This is a genomic window from Comamonas sp. C24C, from assembly GCF_053345995.1.
Window position 1 is genome coordinate 178266 of record NZ_JBKFBC010000004.1, and the last position, 13750, is coordinate 192015.

The 13750-nt window shown below is 63.3% G+C and carries 10 protein-coding genes; 3 read left to right on the forward strand and 7 right to left on the reverse strand.

What is annotated here, in order from left to right:
* Positions 1-63: 63 nt before the first annotated feature.
* Positions 64-972 carry a LysR substrate-binding domain-containing protein gene (locus ACLBXN_RS09675; protein ID WP_343678600.1) on the forward strand — a complete coding sequence of 303 codons (909 nt, stop codon included), beginning with the start codon at positions 64-66 and terminating at the stop codon, positions 970-972.
* Between the two features lie 36 nt (positions 973-1008).
* On the opposite strand, the gene dnaE is transcribed toward ACLBXN_RS09675, so the two are convergent.
* The 7 genes from dnaE to ACLBXN_RS09710 all read right to left on the reverse strand — a co-directional run bounded on the left by dnaE (position 1009) and on the right by ACLBXN_RS09710 (position 10536).
* A complete protein-coding gene (gene dnaE, locus ACLBXN_RS09680; RefSeq protein ID WP_447611978.1) occupies positions 1009-4419 on the reverse strand; it encodes a DNA polymerase III subunit alpha in 3411 nt (1136 codons plus the stop codon).
* Complete coding sequence (locus ACLBXN_RS09685; RefSeq protein WP_447611979.1) at positions 4412-5932, reverse strand: Y-family DNA polymerase; 1521 nt, start codon at positions 5930-5932, stop codon at positions 4412-4414. The genes dnaE and ACLBXN_RS09685 overlap by 8 nt, the downstream gene beginning before the upstream one ends.
* A gap of 1 nt (position 5933) precedes the next feature.
* The gene (gene imuA / locus ACLBXN_RS09690; protein ID WP_447611980.1) at positions 5934-6857 is read right to left on the reverse strand and encodes a translesion DNA synthesis-associated protein ImuA; all 924 of its coding nucleotides are present in this window, start codon (positions 6855-6857) and stop codon (positions 5934-5936) included.
* Positions 6858-7140: 283 nt separating this feature from the next.
* Positions 7141-8493 carry an HD-GYP domain-containing protein gene (locus ACLBXN_RS09695; protein ID WP_343678596.1) on the reverse strand — a complete coding sequence of 451 codons (1353 nt, stop codon included), beginning with the start codon at positions 8491-8493 and terminating at the stop codon, positions 7141-7143.
* A gap of 195 nt (positions 8494-8688) precedes the next feature.
* Positions 8689-9327: a 3-oxoacid CoA-transferase subunit B gene (locus tag ACLBXN_RS09700; RefSeq protein WP_003055433.1), complete on the reverse strand. Its 639-nt coding sequence runs from the start codon at positions 9325-9327 to the stop codon at positions 8689-8691.
* A 30-nt stretch (positions 9328-9357) separates the two neighbouring features.
* Positions 9358-9834, reverse strand: a complete 477-nt coding sequence (locus ACLBXN_RS09705) for a DUF3806 domain-containing protein (RefSeq protein ID WP_447611981.1) — start codon at positions 9832-9834, stop codon at positions 9358-9360.
* Between the two features lie 3 nt (positions 9835-9837).
* Positions 9838-10536 carry a CoA transferase subunit A gene (locus ACLBXN_RS09710; RefSeq protein ID WP_003055435.1) on the reverse strand — a complete coding sequence of 233 codons (699 nt, stop codon included), beginning with the start codon at positions 10534-10536 and terminating at the stop codon, positions 9838-9840.
* 74 nt (positions 10537-10610) lie between these two features.
* Between ACLBXN_RS09710 and ACLBXN_RS09715 the strand changes: the two genes are divergently transcribed.
* Both ACLBXN_RS09715 and katG read left to right on the forward strand, forming a co-directional pair.
* Positions 10611-11153, forward strand: a complete 543-nt coding sequence (locus ACLBXN_RS09715) for a PAS and helix-turn-helix domain-containing protein (RefSeq protein ID WP_003055436.1) — start codon at positions 10611-10613, stop codon at positions 11151-11153.
* Positions 11154-11495: 342 nt separating this feature from the next.
* A complete protein-coding gene (gene katG, locus ACLBXN_RS09720) occupies positions 11496-13697 on the forward strand; it encodes a catalase/peroxidase HPI (protein WP_447611982.1) in 2202 nt (733 codons plus the stop codon).
* Positions 13698-13750: the final 53 nt, after the last annotated feature.

Sequence of the window (13750 nt, forward strand, 5' to 3'; positions counted from 1 at the left end):
TAGGCAAGCGCAAAATTAATGTCTAATATTAAAAATTTCATTTCTGATATCCATTGAATATCAATGAATCTGAAGCAACTGAACCAGTTCATCGCTCTGGCCGAAACCGGCAACTTCCACCGTGCCGCAGAGCAGTTGCATATGGCTCAGCCGCCGCTGTCCATCTCGATTCGCAAGCTGGAAGAGGAGCTGGGCAGCGCCCTGTTCGATCGCACCAGCACCGGCGTCGTGCTGACGCCTGCCGGCAAGGCCATGCTGGAGAGCGCTCGTGCCACCCTGTTTCATGCCGAGCAATGTCGCCAGGCTGTGCGCGATACCAGGGAAGGCGTGGGCGGCCTGATACGGCTGGGCTTTGTCGGCTCGGCCACCTACGAACTGCTGCCGCGCCTGATCCCATCGTTTCGCGACCGCTACCCCAAGGTGGGACTGGAGTTCTATGAAGCGACCAGTGCCGAAATCCTGGAAGGGCTGACAACCCGGCGCTTTGATGCCGGCCTGCTTCGCTACCCCGTGCTGGAGCTCGATGAAGGTATTGAACTCACGCCGCTGGATCAGGACGAGTTCGTGCTGGCCGTCTCTGACAGCAGTCCCCTGGCGCAGCGCGATGCCATCGCTCTGTCCGAGGCGGCGCACGAGCCCTTTGTGATGTATCCGCAGGACACGGTACCCAGCCTCGCTGCGCTGGCCAAGCTACGCTGCCAGCAATCGGGCTTCACCCCTCGCATCGCCCAGGAGGCCATGCAGGTGCAGACCATCATGAGCCTGGTGGCTTCCGGTCTGGGGGTGGGGCTGGTTGCAGGCGTATCGCATCTTGTTCAGCCACGCGGCGTGAAATGCCTGCCCTTGCTGGACAACCCGCCCGGCTTTCATGTGGGCATAGCACTGGTGCACTCGACCGTACCGGGCAGCAGGGCCGTGGAAAAGCTCATTGAACATGCGCTGCAACATGCCAAGCTGCCGGCCGCGCCCTGAATTCGCAGCGGCCAGCGCGCACCGGCCTCGGCGGGCTCAATGAAAATCCCGGCTGTTCAGTCCGACCTCGGCAAACCGCCCCAGCCAGCGGGTCACATTCCTGGCCTTCATCACGACCAGATGACGAACCGCAGGTTCCTCCCCTTTCTGTGCCGTAGGCATATCCTCTGCTGATTCCGACGCTTCCAGTTGCGGGGCCGTGCTGCGCTGCCAGATGCCCTCCACAGCCAGCAGACGCGAGGCCAGCAACGCGGAGCGCCAGCGGGCAAAGGTCTGGCTCCAGACCACCAGGTTGATGACACCGGTTTCGTCTTCCAGCGTGATGAACAGCGTGCCGTTGGCGGTAGGCGGGCGCTGGCGCACGGTAACGATGCCGCAAGCGCGAACCTTCTGGCCTGGCAGCATATGACGCAGCTCGGCAGCGGTCTTCAGCCCATGGCGCGCCAGCCTGGGACGCAGCAAGGCCAGCGGGTGGCGTCGCAGGCTCAGGCCGGTGGCGGCATAGTCGAACATGATTTCCTCGCCCTCGGCGGCCTGGGGCAGCTCAAGCCTCGGCTCATGAATGGCGGCCTGCGCAAAAATGGGCGGCAGACTGAGCTGCGCAGCAGCATCCCACATCTGCTGGCGGCGGTGACCGGCCAGGCTGCGCAGCGCATCCGCCGCGGCCAGGGCTTCCATATCCGCCTTGTCCAGCCGGGCCCGGATGGCCAGATCGCTCACGTCCTTCCAGGCAGCCTGCGCAGCTTCGCCCTCGATTCGCAGCGCTGCGGCCTTGCCCAGCCTGGCAACCCGGTTCAGCCCCAGGCGCACGGCTGGCTGGGGCTGGGCCACACCGCGCATGGCTTGCAGAGGGCCTTCCAGCGTGCAATGCCAATGGCTATGGCAGACATCGACCGGCAGCACGCGCACTCCGTGCCGGCGCGCATCCTGCACCAGTTGGGACGGCGAATAAAAGCCCATGGGCTGGGCATTGAGCAACGCCTGCAGAAAGATGGCCGGCTCATGGCGCTTGAGCCAGGCGCTCGCATAGGCCAACAGCGCAAAGCTGTAGGCATGGCTTTCGGGGAAGCCATATTCGCCAAAGCCCAGCATCTGCGCAAAGATGGCCTGAGCGAATTCCAGCCTGTAGCCACGCGCCACCATACCGTCGATCAACGGGCGCTCGAACTTGTGTACGCCGCCCTTGCGCTTCCAGGCCGCCATGGAGCGGCGCAGTTCATCGGCCTTGCCGGCCGAAAACTTGGCAGCATCGATAGCGATCTGCATCACCTGCTCCTGGAAAATGGGTACACCCAAGGTGCGTTTGAGCGCATTTTCGAGCTCCAGCTTTTCCAGCTTGAGCGGCAACTTGCGGCGTGCACGCTCGCGTGCCAACAGATAGGGGTGGACCATGCCGCCCTGAATCGGGCCGGGGCGCACGATGGCAACCTCGACCACCAAGTCATAGAAGGTGCGCGGCTGCAGGCGCGGCAGCATGCTCATCTGGGCGCGGCTTTCGATCTGGAAAGTACCCACGGTATCGGCCTGGCAAATCATCTCGTAGGTCGCGGCATCCTCCTGTGGAATCTGGTGCAGCTCCCATGGCTCGCCACGCCAACGGGCGCGCTCGATCAAGGCATTGCGCAACATGGTGAGCATGCCCAGGGCCAGCACATCGACCTTGAGCAGGCCCACGACATCGAGATCGTCCTTGTCCCACTGTATGACGGAGCGCTTGGCCATCGTGGCAGGCTCCACGGGCACCAGACGCGTGAGCTTGCCCTCGGTCAGCACAAAGCCGCCCACATGCTGGCTGAGGTGGCGCGGGCTGTCCTTGAGCTGCCAGGCCAGCTCTATCCAGAGGCGCAGTCGATGCACGCCCACTGCGCAATTCATTTCGCGTGCCAGCACCTCGGCTTCCTGGAGCTTGCGCTGCACCCAGTCTTCGGGCAGTGCTTCGGGCGCCTGGTCCTCCTCTGCCGAATCCGCCGTCTCGGCATGCGCCTGTGCTTGCGCCTGGGCATGCTCGCTGAACCAGTACTGCCCCTTTGCCAGGGCATCGATCAGATCGGCCGGCAGGCCCAGCGCCTTGCCCACATCGCGCAGCGCGCTGCGGCTGCGCCAGCAGCTGACCACGGCCGTGAGCGCGGCGCGATCGCGCCCATATTTGCCGTAGATGTACTGGATGACCTCTTCGCGCCGCGCATGCTCGAAGTCCACATCGATATCGGGCGGCTCGCCGCGCTCCTTGCTGATAAAGCGCTCGAACAGCAGATTGCCACCATGCGGGTTTACCGCGGTGATGCCCAGGCAGTAGCAGACCGCAGAATTGGCCGCCGAGCCACGCCCCTGGCAGAGAATGCCGACGCTGCGCGCATAGCGCACGATGTCATGCACGGTGAGAAAGTACATCTCGTACTTCTTGTCCTCGATCAGTGCCAATTCTTTGTGCAACTGATCGCGCACCTTCTTGGGAATGCCCTGGGGATAGCGTCCCGCCGCGCCCTCCCAGGTCAGCCAGGCCAGGGTCTGCGTGGCCGTCATGCCATCCAGCACGCTCTCCTTCGGATAGTGGTAGCGGATCTCGTCCAGGCTGAAGCTGCAGCGCCCGGCCAGCTCCAGCGTCGCCTCCAGCATGGCCTTGGGGTAGAGCGAAGCCAGCCTCAGACGCGAGCGCAGATGCCGCTCGGCATTGGGCTGCAGCGCAAAGCCGCATTCGGCCACGGTGCGCCCCAGGCGTATCGCCGTGACCACATCCTGCAGGGGCTTGCGCGAGCGCGCATGCATATGGACATCGCCGCAGGCCACCAAGCGCAGCCCCAGCGCCGCGCCCGCCTGCTGCAGGGTCTGCAGCCACAGGCTGTCGTCTGGCGCCAGGTGCAGCTCCACACCCAGCCAGAGGTTCTCAGCATCAAGATAGCCCGAAACACTTTCCAGGCAAGCAGTTACAGCTATCAAATCCGATGCATCCAGCTTCCCGCGCTGCGGCAGCAGCAGGCACTCGCAGCCTTGATTCAGCAGCTGCCAGGGGCTGGATTCATCGACCAGATACTCCCCTTTGTCAGCCCGGCAGCGTGCAGCGGTGATGAATTCACAGAGATTGCCCCAGCCCTGCAGATCACGCACCAGCACCACAATCCTGAGCGGCCCCCAGGCGAATTCGCTGCCATGGATCAGATGCAGGCCGCAGTCCCGCGCCGCTTCAAAGGCGCGCACGGCACCGGCTACCGAGCATTCGTCGGTCAGCGCCAGCGCCGCATAGCCCAGGCTTTTGGCCCGGTGCACCAGCTCGGCAGGCGATGAAGCACCGCGCAGGAAACTGAAATGCGAGAGACAGTGCAGCTCGGCATAGGCCAGCGGCCCCCTGCCCATGCCTTGAGCCACGGGACTGGCCGGTATCACAGCAGGCGGCGGCCCCGCCAGCCGCAGAGCGGGAGCGGGCGGCTCGGCCATGATCAGCTCAGCCATACATGCCTTGCGCGAACCAGCTGGCAGGGCTAGATGTCATGCCCATCAGGTGTTCGCTACGGACGCGCTCGCGGTAAATCCAGACATGTCCGACCACGGCGTTATAGGCCACAAAATAGTCACGCTCGGCAAGGCCGGCAGGCGCGCCGACCTGGGCATTGGCAGACGCATCACCAGCAGCATCCCACCAGCCGGACTCAAGTCTGTAGGGACCAGCCCTGAGCTGCAACGGCCCATGCCATTGGGGACGATTGCCCTGTACGGGCAAGGCCTGGGGCTTGGACAGCAACCAGGGCGGCCACAGGGCTTGCCAGGGGTCGGCACAGCCGGGCTGACGGCCGCGATGCGTGCCTTGCTGCCTGAGCTGCGCTCCTGCTCCAGCCTGGGTCTCGTCTCTTGCAGCAGGATTCTTGCTCTGCAGCAGAGGCGCAGCAGCCTGCCAGCGCTGCATGCGCTCGGGGCGGTGGTCAGCCAGCGGCTGCACCATCTGCACGGCCTCCTCGCCCCAGCGGGCGCTCAGGCGTTCCACCCATTCATGCCAGGCAAGACTGTCCGACGGGCTCTGGCCCTGGGCGGCAGGCAGGCAGCTCAGCGGCTCGGCCGCCCAGGGAACCGTATCCAGCGCCTGCAACTCCAGCATGTCCACGGGTGCGCGCCAGCGCTGCTGGCCCAGGTGCTCACGCAGCAGGCGCTGCAGATGCGCCATGCCCTGCGTGGGCTGGGCCGTGCGAATGACAAGCGATTCCCAGGCCGGCAGCTCCTGGCCGTCGATACGGCGCAGATCATGGTGCCAGCGCAATTGCAGTGCCAGCACCGCATGATGACGGGCCTGCAGCCAGGACTGCAGCGCGCGCAACAGCGGCTGCGCGGCATGGAGCACGGCATCGGCATGGTGGGCTGGATAACCCAGATCATGGCGCAGCTCGAATTGCTGAGGCAGTTGCAGCCAGTCAAGCGGCTGGGGCAGCAGACCATAGGCCTCGTCGAGCGCACGCAGAGCCTTGGCTCCAATGCGGCGCGACAGCCCCGCGCGCGGCAGTGCGCGCACATCGCCCCAGCACCGGCAGCCCAGGCGCAGCAGCACGGCGCTGTGCTGCTCCAGGGCGCTCAGCGTCCATAGAGGCAGCGCATCGGCATGCAGCGATGACTCAGGCACGGACAAAAGAACAGGGACGGAGCCGCAAGGCCGGCCCTGCTGCAGCCGCAGCCGTGCCAATGCCTGCCAGGCCGTGCCTCCCTGCCCCCGCAGCGGCTGCAATGCCGCATCCCCGCCCTCTGACTCATGGAAACCGGCCTGGCAGGCCTGCGCAAAAGCACTGTCCAGCCGCGCCAGCAAGGGCTCAGTCCCGCCCCAAAGACGCTGCACCATGCTGGTCTCCATAAGCAAGGCGTCTTCGAGCAAGGCCACACGCGGCGAAAACTCCAGCGCCCACCAGCAGGCACTCTCGGGCACCGGACTTGACTCGCTCAGGCAGGCCAGAGGCCAGGCTATCCAGTGCTCTGCACTGCCCATCTCATGCCTCCGTCATCCAAGGCGAGGCCGTTGCAGGAGCTGCGGCTGTCATGCGCCCTTGCATGAGCATGGCAGCCTCCTCGCTCTGGCGCGCATGTCTTTGTGCCTGTGCCTGCAACACGGGCTGCCAGGCCCACTGCGAAAGCGGCAGCTGTATGGGGCGCTCCAGCAAAGGCCCACGGCGCTTCAGTATCTGTATCTGCAAACCCGGCGCCTGCTGGGCAGCGGAGACTGTCGTGACTCTCTCCAGCCTCAACCGCAATGCGGCGGGAGAGCTGCACGGTTCGGCCTGCGACTCCTGCCATAGCCACAGAGGCCGCCCCTGCGAAGCGGCAGCCAGCTGCAAGCGGCGCAGCGTGGAAGTGGGAAGTTCGGGCAACCAGGCCAGCACCGCCAGCACATCCCGGCAATGCAGCGCCTGCTCGCAGGCCCAGGCCAGATCCTGGGCACTGCGCCCCGGCTGCACCGCGCACAGCCGCTTCGCGTCAATGCCGGCGGCCTGCAAGGCCGGGGCGAAGGGCAGATAGGGCGGAGCCACCAGCACCAGCTGCCCCATCCGCGTATCCCCGCGCGAAGCCGCATGCTGCCGCACTCCTGCGGCCAGCGCGGGCAACAGCAAGGCCCACTCCGCATGGCAGTGCGCGGGTTGCTGCAGCTGAATCAAGGCATTGCCGGGCCAGCCGCCACCGGGCAGCTCGCAGTCCAGCGCCGCATGGCCACTGGGCCAGACATTCCGGCAGGCATCCAGTTGCCAGTCCGTGCCGCGCCAGACGCCGGGAATCTGTATGGCAGACAAATGCGGGTGGCCCGCAGCTTGCAGACCCCGCCGCGCGCCCTGCCCTGCACCAGCCTCCTGCCGGACAGACTCCGTCATGCCTGGCTGTGAGCCAGGACGGGCCAAATATGTCTGGGACTGGGTGTGCATAGGAATATTCTCAAATACTGTACAAATATACAGTTATCAGAATTTCCGCGCAAAACAAAGCCCTAAGGCCAGTAGCAGATGCAGCCTACCCTTGTTGATCGGGCATCACGCGCTATCAAAAATACTTTTTCGAGATGCTGCCAACAGACGCGGCAAAGCACGCCGCGCTGCGGCGTGATGCACAAAGTCTTGAAGAAATACCCATGTAGCGCCCGTCAATCAAGCGCCTGCAGCTATCAAACTTGAGGACAGCCGCCGCGGGCAAAACTCGCAGTCAACGCCCTCAATTGAGCGACTGCTTGTCGACATTCATGGCCGAGCTTCGGCCGGCCTGCGGCATCAGCTGGGCGCAGGCCTCGCACCACTCGGCCACGGCAACTTCCAGCGTGGAGCCGCCCTCCCCCAGCGTGGGCCAGCGGCGCTGGCAGTCGTTCATGATGGCCTGCAGCTGCCACAAGGCCTCGCGGTTGACCAGGGCCAGCTCACTCATGCCCAGGGCGTCATCCTTGAGGTAGCTCAGCACATCCAGCTGCTGGCTGGGGTGGGAGCCCGCTTCGGCCAGCTGTTTCTGCAGTTGTGCAAGACTGGTCTCCACGAACACCGCCGCCTGCGCATCGGGCATTTGCTGCCAGTGCTCGGGAAACTCGCGCCTGAGCTCGCTCCATTTGCGCAGCGCGGCCTCCAGCGCCGCGATGCTGTGCGAGAACTCGGCCTGCAGCGGCGCCAGCGGCTTGCCGGGACTGATTTCGTCGTAGAGCAGCGGCAGAATCAGGTGTACCAGATCGGCCGGATAGCTCTTGTGGTTCATGCGCAGCATGAGCGACAGACGCTGGCCCGGCATGTCCGTGAATTTCTCGAAGAAGGCCGAGACCACCTCGGCCAGCAGCAGCACCTGCCCCATGGGCGAAATGGCGTTGCCCTTGATGCCGCGCGGATAGCCGGAACCATCCATGCGCTCATGGTGCTCGAGCACCGCGATTTCCACGGCGCGCGAATACAGTTCCGTGCTGCGCACCACCAGCATGGCGGTGACGGAATGCGCGACCAGATGCTTGCGTTCCTCGCCGCTCAGGCGGTGGTCCGGGTCGGTCCAGACCGGGTCCATATAGAGCATGCCCACGTCGTGCAACAGCGCGGCCGTGGCCAGCGGCACGCATTCGCGCTCGGTCCAGCCGTTCTTGAGCGCCAGAAAGATCGCCACCAGCGTCATCTGCAGGCTGTGCTGGTAGAGGTCGGTGCGCTGCTCGCGCATGACGGTGAGCTTGAAGGCAATGGCCTGGGGCAGCAGCAAGCTCTTGAGCGGTGCCAGCAGACGCTCGACATCGCCGATGGACGCCACCATGCGATGCAGCAGATCGACCTGCTCGCATTGCTGGCGCGCCAGAGCGACCAGGGATGCCACGTCGACCAGGTCGCCCGTGATCAGGTTGGCATCGATCGGGTCACGCAGCTTGTGCATGACCAGACGGTCATAGAGACGACTGTCAACACGTGTGCCTTTGTCCACCAATTTCATGCCCTTGTCGGTATAGATTGCATCGCCTGTCATGACCTCCGTATGCTCGGCCATATCGGTGACTGCGCGCAAAAAATGTACATCGGTCTCGTGCCCCTGCGCACCAGCGTTCTCACTCATCAAAGCGCTCTTTTTCTGTCTGCTCAATCAAACTCGATTGTTGCAGATTGCAATAATTTGTGGGCCACAATTAAAGCAAAAACAGCTTACATCGCTTGTCCTATCGACTCCGGCAGCTATTAATTCTGCTGATTCCGCAGAAAAGGCATAAAAAAAGAACCGCCGCAGCGGTTCTTGCCAGGAGCGCAGCGCCACTTATTTCAGCAGCGTCACACCCGTCTTGGACTGGATCTCGTCAAAGCTCACACCCTCGGCCAGCTCCACCAGCTTCAGGCCTTCGGGTGTCACGTCCATCACACCCAGATCGGTGATGATGCGATCCACCACGCCGAGACCCGTCAGCGGCAGAGTGCAGCTGGGCAGAATCTTCAGGTCGGTCGTGCCGTCCTTTTTCTTGGCCACATGTTCCATGAGCACGATGACGCGCTTGACGCCCGCCACCAGGTCCATGGCTCCGCCCATGCCCTTGACCATCTTGCCGGGAATCATCCAGTTGGCCAGATCGCCTTTTTCGGACACCTGCATGGCCCCCAGAATGGACAGATTGATCTTGCCGCCGCGGATCATGGCAAACGACTGGTCGGAGCCGAAGATGGCCGAGCCGGGAAGCGTGGTCACGGTCTGCTTGCCGGCATTGATCAGATCGGCGTCGACCTGGTCTTCGGTCGGGAAGGGGCCGATGCCCAGCATGCCGTTCTCGGACTGCAGCCACACTTCCTTGTCGCCCGTGTGGTTGGCGACCAGCGTGGGAATGCCGATACCGAGGTTGACGTAGAAACCGTCTTCGAGTTCTTTGGCCGCGCGCGCGGCCATCTGGTCTTGGGTCCAGGGCATAAGAGCCTCCTGAATAAATCTTGATTGACGTTATTGGTAGTCGCCAGAGTCGATCATGGGCTGCAGGTGCGCCATCACACCATCGAGCAAGTGCAGCAGATCGACGCTCTGACCGTCTTCGAGCCGTTTGAGGACCATGTCGCGAGCCCCCACCTGGATGCTGGTTTCGCGATAGCGCACAACGGGGTCGGTTCCCCACTCGTCGCTCACCATATGCCAGTCCATATCGTCCATTTCGCAGCTCAGCGCGTCACCCAGCACCACACCCAATCCTCGGGCCAGCAGCAGGTTGTCGGCCGATACCAGGCCGCGATCGAGCAACTGCTGCAACTGCGCAAGACCCGAGCGGTCCATGCTCCAGTCGCTCAGCCCCAGCTCACGGGCCGCGACCTGGCACACCAGCAAGCGTTCGCGCTCCAGTTGCTCAAGCTCCTGCGCAGCCAGCGCACGAAAGATCGGTACGTCGGCCTGGGCGGCAGCCTCGGGCGAATAGGACGAATCCACCATGGTTCAGGCTTCGCGCACGGTGCGCTTTTCGATACGCTTTTCGGGACTGGCGTTGTGCACGATGCGGTGCACATAGATGCCGGGCAGATGGATGTCGTCGGGAGCGATTTCGCCCACTTCCACCAGCTCCTCGACTTCCACCACGCAGACCTTGCCGCAGGTGGCTGCCGCAGGGTTGAAATTGCGCGCCGTCAGGCGGAACTGCAGATTGCCGCTCTTGTCTGCGCGCCAGGCCTTGACCAGGGACACATCGGCCACGATGGCGTGCTCCATTACATAGGTCTCGCCATCGAACTCGCGCAATTCCTTGCCCTCGGCCACCAGCGTGCCCACACCGGTCTTGGTGAAGAAGGCGGGAATGCCCGCACCGCCGGCGCGCATCTTCTCGGCCAGCGTGCCCTGGGGCGTGAATTCCAGCTCCAGCTCACCGGCCAGGTACTGGCGCTCGAACTCCTTGTTCTCGCCCACGTAGCTGGAGATCATCTTCTTGACCTGGCGGGTGTCCAGCAGCTTGCCCAGGCCAAAGCCGTCCACGCCGGCGTTGTTGGATGCCACCGTGAGGTTCTTGACGCCGCTGGCACAAACCGCATCGATCAGGGCCTCGGGGATGCCGCACAGGCCGAAGCCGCCAACGGCCATCAATTGCCCGTCGGCCACCACGCCCTGCAGCGCCGCTTCTGCGGATGGGTAGAGCTTTTTCACACATGTCTCCTTGAAATTGGATGCGCTACGATACTACGTACTTGAGTAAGTAGTTTTTCGTAAAGAGCAGTACCATGGTTGTGGATTACCGGCTGGCGTTCGATGCCGCCCCTGTAGGTCTCGTCATCTCGCGCAACCGCATCATGATTGACTGTAATCGGCAATTGTGTGAAATGTTCCATGCCTCGCGCGAAGTGCTCATAGGACAGACGTTCCAGGTGCTATACCCCAGCGTTGACGAATACGAGCGCCTGGGCGCGCGCATCGCTCCCATCCTGAACACCACGGGCATCTATTCCGACAACCGCATCATGAAGCGCGCCAATGGCGAGGTGTTCTGGTGCCATGTCAGCGGGCGCACGCTGGACCGCAACGACCCACATGCCTCGGGCATCTGGAGCTTCGAGGACCTCTCGGCCCATCGCCCCGTCAAGGCCGAGCTCACGGGCCGCGAGCGCGAAGTCGCCGCACGTCTTCTCGAAGGCATGACCAGCAAGGAAATCGGCAAGGCACTGGCCATCAGTCATCGCACCGTGGAAATCTACCGCGCCCGGCTGATGCGCAAATACGGCGCTTCCACGGCGGCCGATCTGGTACACAAACTGGTGGCCGGATAAACCGCAGACGCAGATGACACAGGTAGGTCAAGCACCTGATTTGCTCGCCCCTGCTTGTGCAAACCGGTCGCCTCGCATACGCTCAAAACGTCAGCATCTCAGTCACTTTGCGCAGTCTCCTCGCCCGACTTCCCGTCGGCCAAGGACTCGACCCATATTTCTTCCTATGGCGCTGCTTAGTAATTTCAATAGCACAACACGCCCTTCAGGCCAGCCGCGCATCGATAATTCATCTCAACCAATCGCTAATAGCTATTGAGTTGAATTGATTGATATCAATCATTGATTGATATCTGTTTCCTGGACCTACCGACCTGTCGGATCGTTGAAACGGAGAGCCCCATGACTACTGAATCCAAGTGCCCCTTCCACCAAGGACAGAACAGCGAAACCGCCGCCGCAGGCAACGCCACCAGCAACAAGGACTGGTGGCCCAATCAGCTGCGCGTGGATTTGCTGAGCCAGCACTCCGCCAAAAGCAACCCCTTGGGTGAAGACTTCAACTACGCCCAGGCTTTCCAGAAGCTGGACTATGAAGCCGTCAAGCGCGACCTGCGTGCCTTGATGACCGACTCGCAGGACTGGTGGCCTGCCGACTTCGGTCACTACGGCCCCCAGTTCATCCGCATGGCTTGGCACGCAGCCGGCACCTATCGCATTCAGGACGGTCGCGGCGGCGCGGGCCGCGCCCAGCAGCGCTTTGCGCCGCTCAACAGCTGGCCTGACAACGTCAACATCGACAAGTCGCGCCGCCTGCTGTGGCCGATCAAGCAAAAATACGGCAACCAGATTTCCTGGGGCGATCTGATGATGCTGTGCGGCAACGTCGCACTGGAAACCATGGGCTTTCGCACCTTCGGCTTCGGCGGCGGTCGCGTGGACACCTGGGAACCCGATCAGGACGTGTACTGGGGTGCAGAGAAGGAATGGCTGGCGCCCACCCAGAACCCGCACAGCCGCTACAGTGGCGAACGCGACCTCGAGAACCCGCTGGCCGCCGTGCAGATGGGTCTGATCTATGTCAACCCCGAAGGCCCGGACGGCAACGGCGACCCCCTTTCGGCCGCGCATGACATCCGCGACACCTTTACCCGCATGGCCATGGATGACGAGGAAACCGTGGCGCTGATCGCCGGCGGCCACACCTTCGGCAAGACCCATGGCGCGGGCCCCGCCAGCCATGTGGGCGCCGAGCCCGAAGCCGCCGGCCTGGAAGCCCAGGGCCTGGGCTGGGCCAGCAGCTTCAAGTCCGGCAAGGCCGGCGATGCCATCACCTCCGGCCTGGAAGTGACCTGGACCCAGACTCCTGCACAGTGGAGCAATTTCTTCTTCGAGAACCTGTTCAAGTACGAATGGGTGCAGGAAAAAAGCCCTGCCGGTGCCATTCAGTGGGTGGCCAAGGATGCTGGCGATGTCATCCCCGACGCGCACGGCGGTCCCAACAAAAAGCCCACCATGCTGACTACCGACCTGTCGCTGCGCATGGACCCGGCCTACGAGAAGATCTCGCGCCGCTTCCTCGAAAACCCACAGGCTTTTGCCGAAGCCTTTGCCCGCGCCTGGTTCAAGCTGACCCACCGCGACATGGGACCGCGTGCACGTTACCTGGGCCCTGAAGTACCCAAGGAAGAGCTGATCTGGCAAGACCCCATCCCCGCTCTCAAGCATGAACTGGTCAACGACGCCGATGTGGCCGCCCTCAAGGCCAGGCTGCTGGCATCGGGCCTGTCTGTGCAGGAGCTGGTGGCCACGGCCTGGGCCTCGGCCTCCACCTTCCGCGGTTCGGACAAGCGCGGCGGCGCCAACGGTGCCCGCATCCGCCTGGCTCCGCAAAAGGACTGGGCAGCCAACAACCCTGCGCAGCTGGCCAAGGTACTGGGCAAGCTCGAGGAAATCCAGCGCGAGTTCAACAAGGCTGCCGAGGGCGACAAGCGCATCTCGCTGGCCGACCTGATCGTGCTGGCCGGGAGCGCGGGCGTTGAAAAAGCGGCAGCAGATGCTGGCGTGAAGATCAACGTGCCCTTCACTCCCGGCCGCGGCGACGCCAGCGACGAGCAGACCGATGCCGAATCCTTCGCGCCGCTGGAGCCCAAGGCCGACGGCTTCCGCAACCACCTGCAAGGACGTTTCCCGGCACCCGCCGAAGCCCTGCTGATCGACAAGGCCCAGTTGCTGACGCTCACGGCCCCCGAGATGACCGTGCTGATCGGCGGCCTGCGTGCCATCAACATCAACACCGCTGGCAACCACGGCGTGCTGACCCAGACTCCAGGCAAGCTGACGAACGACTTCTTCATCAACCTGCTGGACATGGGCACACAGTGGCAGCCCCTGGAAGATGGCAACTACGAAGGCGTGGACCGCAAGAGCGGCGCCAAGAAGTGGACCGGCACCCGCGTGGATCTGGTCTTCGGCTCCAACGCTGTTCTGCGCGCCGTGGCCGAGGTCTATGCCGAGAAAGGCAACGAGCAGAAGTTCTATCAGGACTTCGTCGCTGCCTGGGTCAAGGTCATGGAGCTGGACCGCTTCGACCTGAAGAAGTAACAGGGCGCACCGGGGCGAAAGCCTCGGCTCCAGGAAAGCCCCAAAAGAAAAAG

Coding starts and splice junctions, on each gene's coding strand:
- ACLBXN_RS09675 (WP_343678600.1), top strand. CDS start 64: ATGAATCTGAAGCAACTGAACCAGTTCATCGCTCTGGCCGAAACCGGC.
- dnaE (WP_447611978.1), bottom strand. CDS start 4,419: ATGGCTGAGCTGATCATGGCCGAGCCGCCCGCTCCCGCTCTGCGGCTG.
- ACLBXN_RS09685 (WP_447611979.1), bottom strand. CDS start 5,932: ATGGGCAGTGCAGAGCACTGGATAGCCTGGCCTCTGGCCTGCCTGAGC.
- imuA (WP_447611980.1), bottom strand. CDS start 6,857: ATGCACACCCAGTCCCAGACATATTTGGCCCGTCCTGGCTCACAGCCA.
- ACLBXN_RS09695 (WP_343678596.1), bottom strand. CDS start 8,493: ATGAGTGAGAACGCTGGTGCGCAGGGGCACGAGACCGATGTACATTTT.
- ACLBXN_RS09700 (WP_003055433.1), bottom strand. CDS start 9,327: ATGCCCTGGACCCAAGACCAGATGGCCGCGCGCGCGGCCAAAGAACTC.
- ACLBXN_RS09705 (WP_447611981.1), bottom strand. CDS start 9,834: ATGGTGGATTCGTCCTATTCGCCCGAGGCTGCCGCCCAGGCCGACGTA.
- ACLBXN_RS09715 (WP_003055436.1), top strand. CDS start 10,611: ATGGTTGTGGATTACCGGCTGGCGTTCGATGCCGCCCCTGTAGGTCTC.
- katG (WP_447611982.1), top strand. CDS start 11,496: ATGACTACTGAATCCAAGTGCCCCTTCCACCAAGGACAGAACAGCGAA.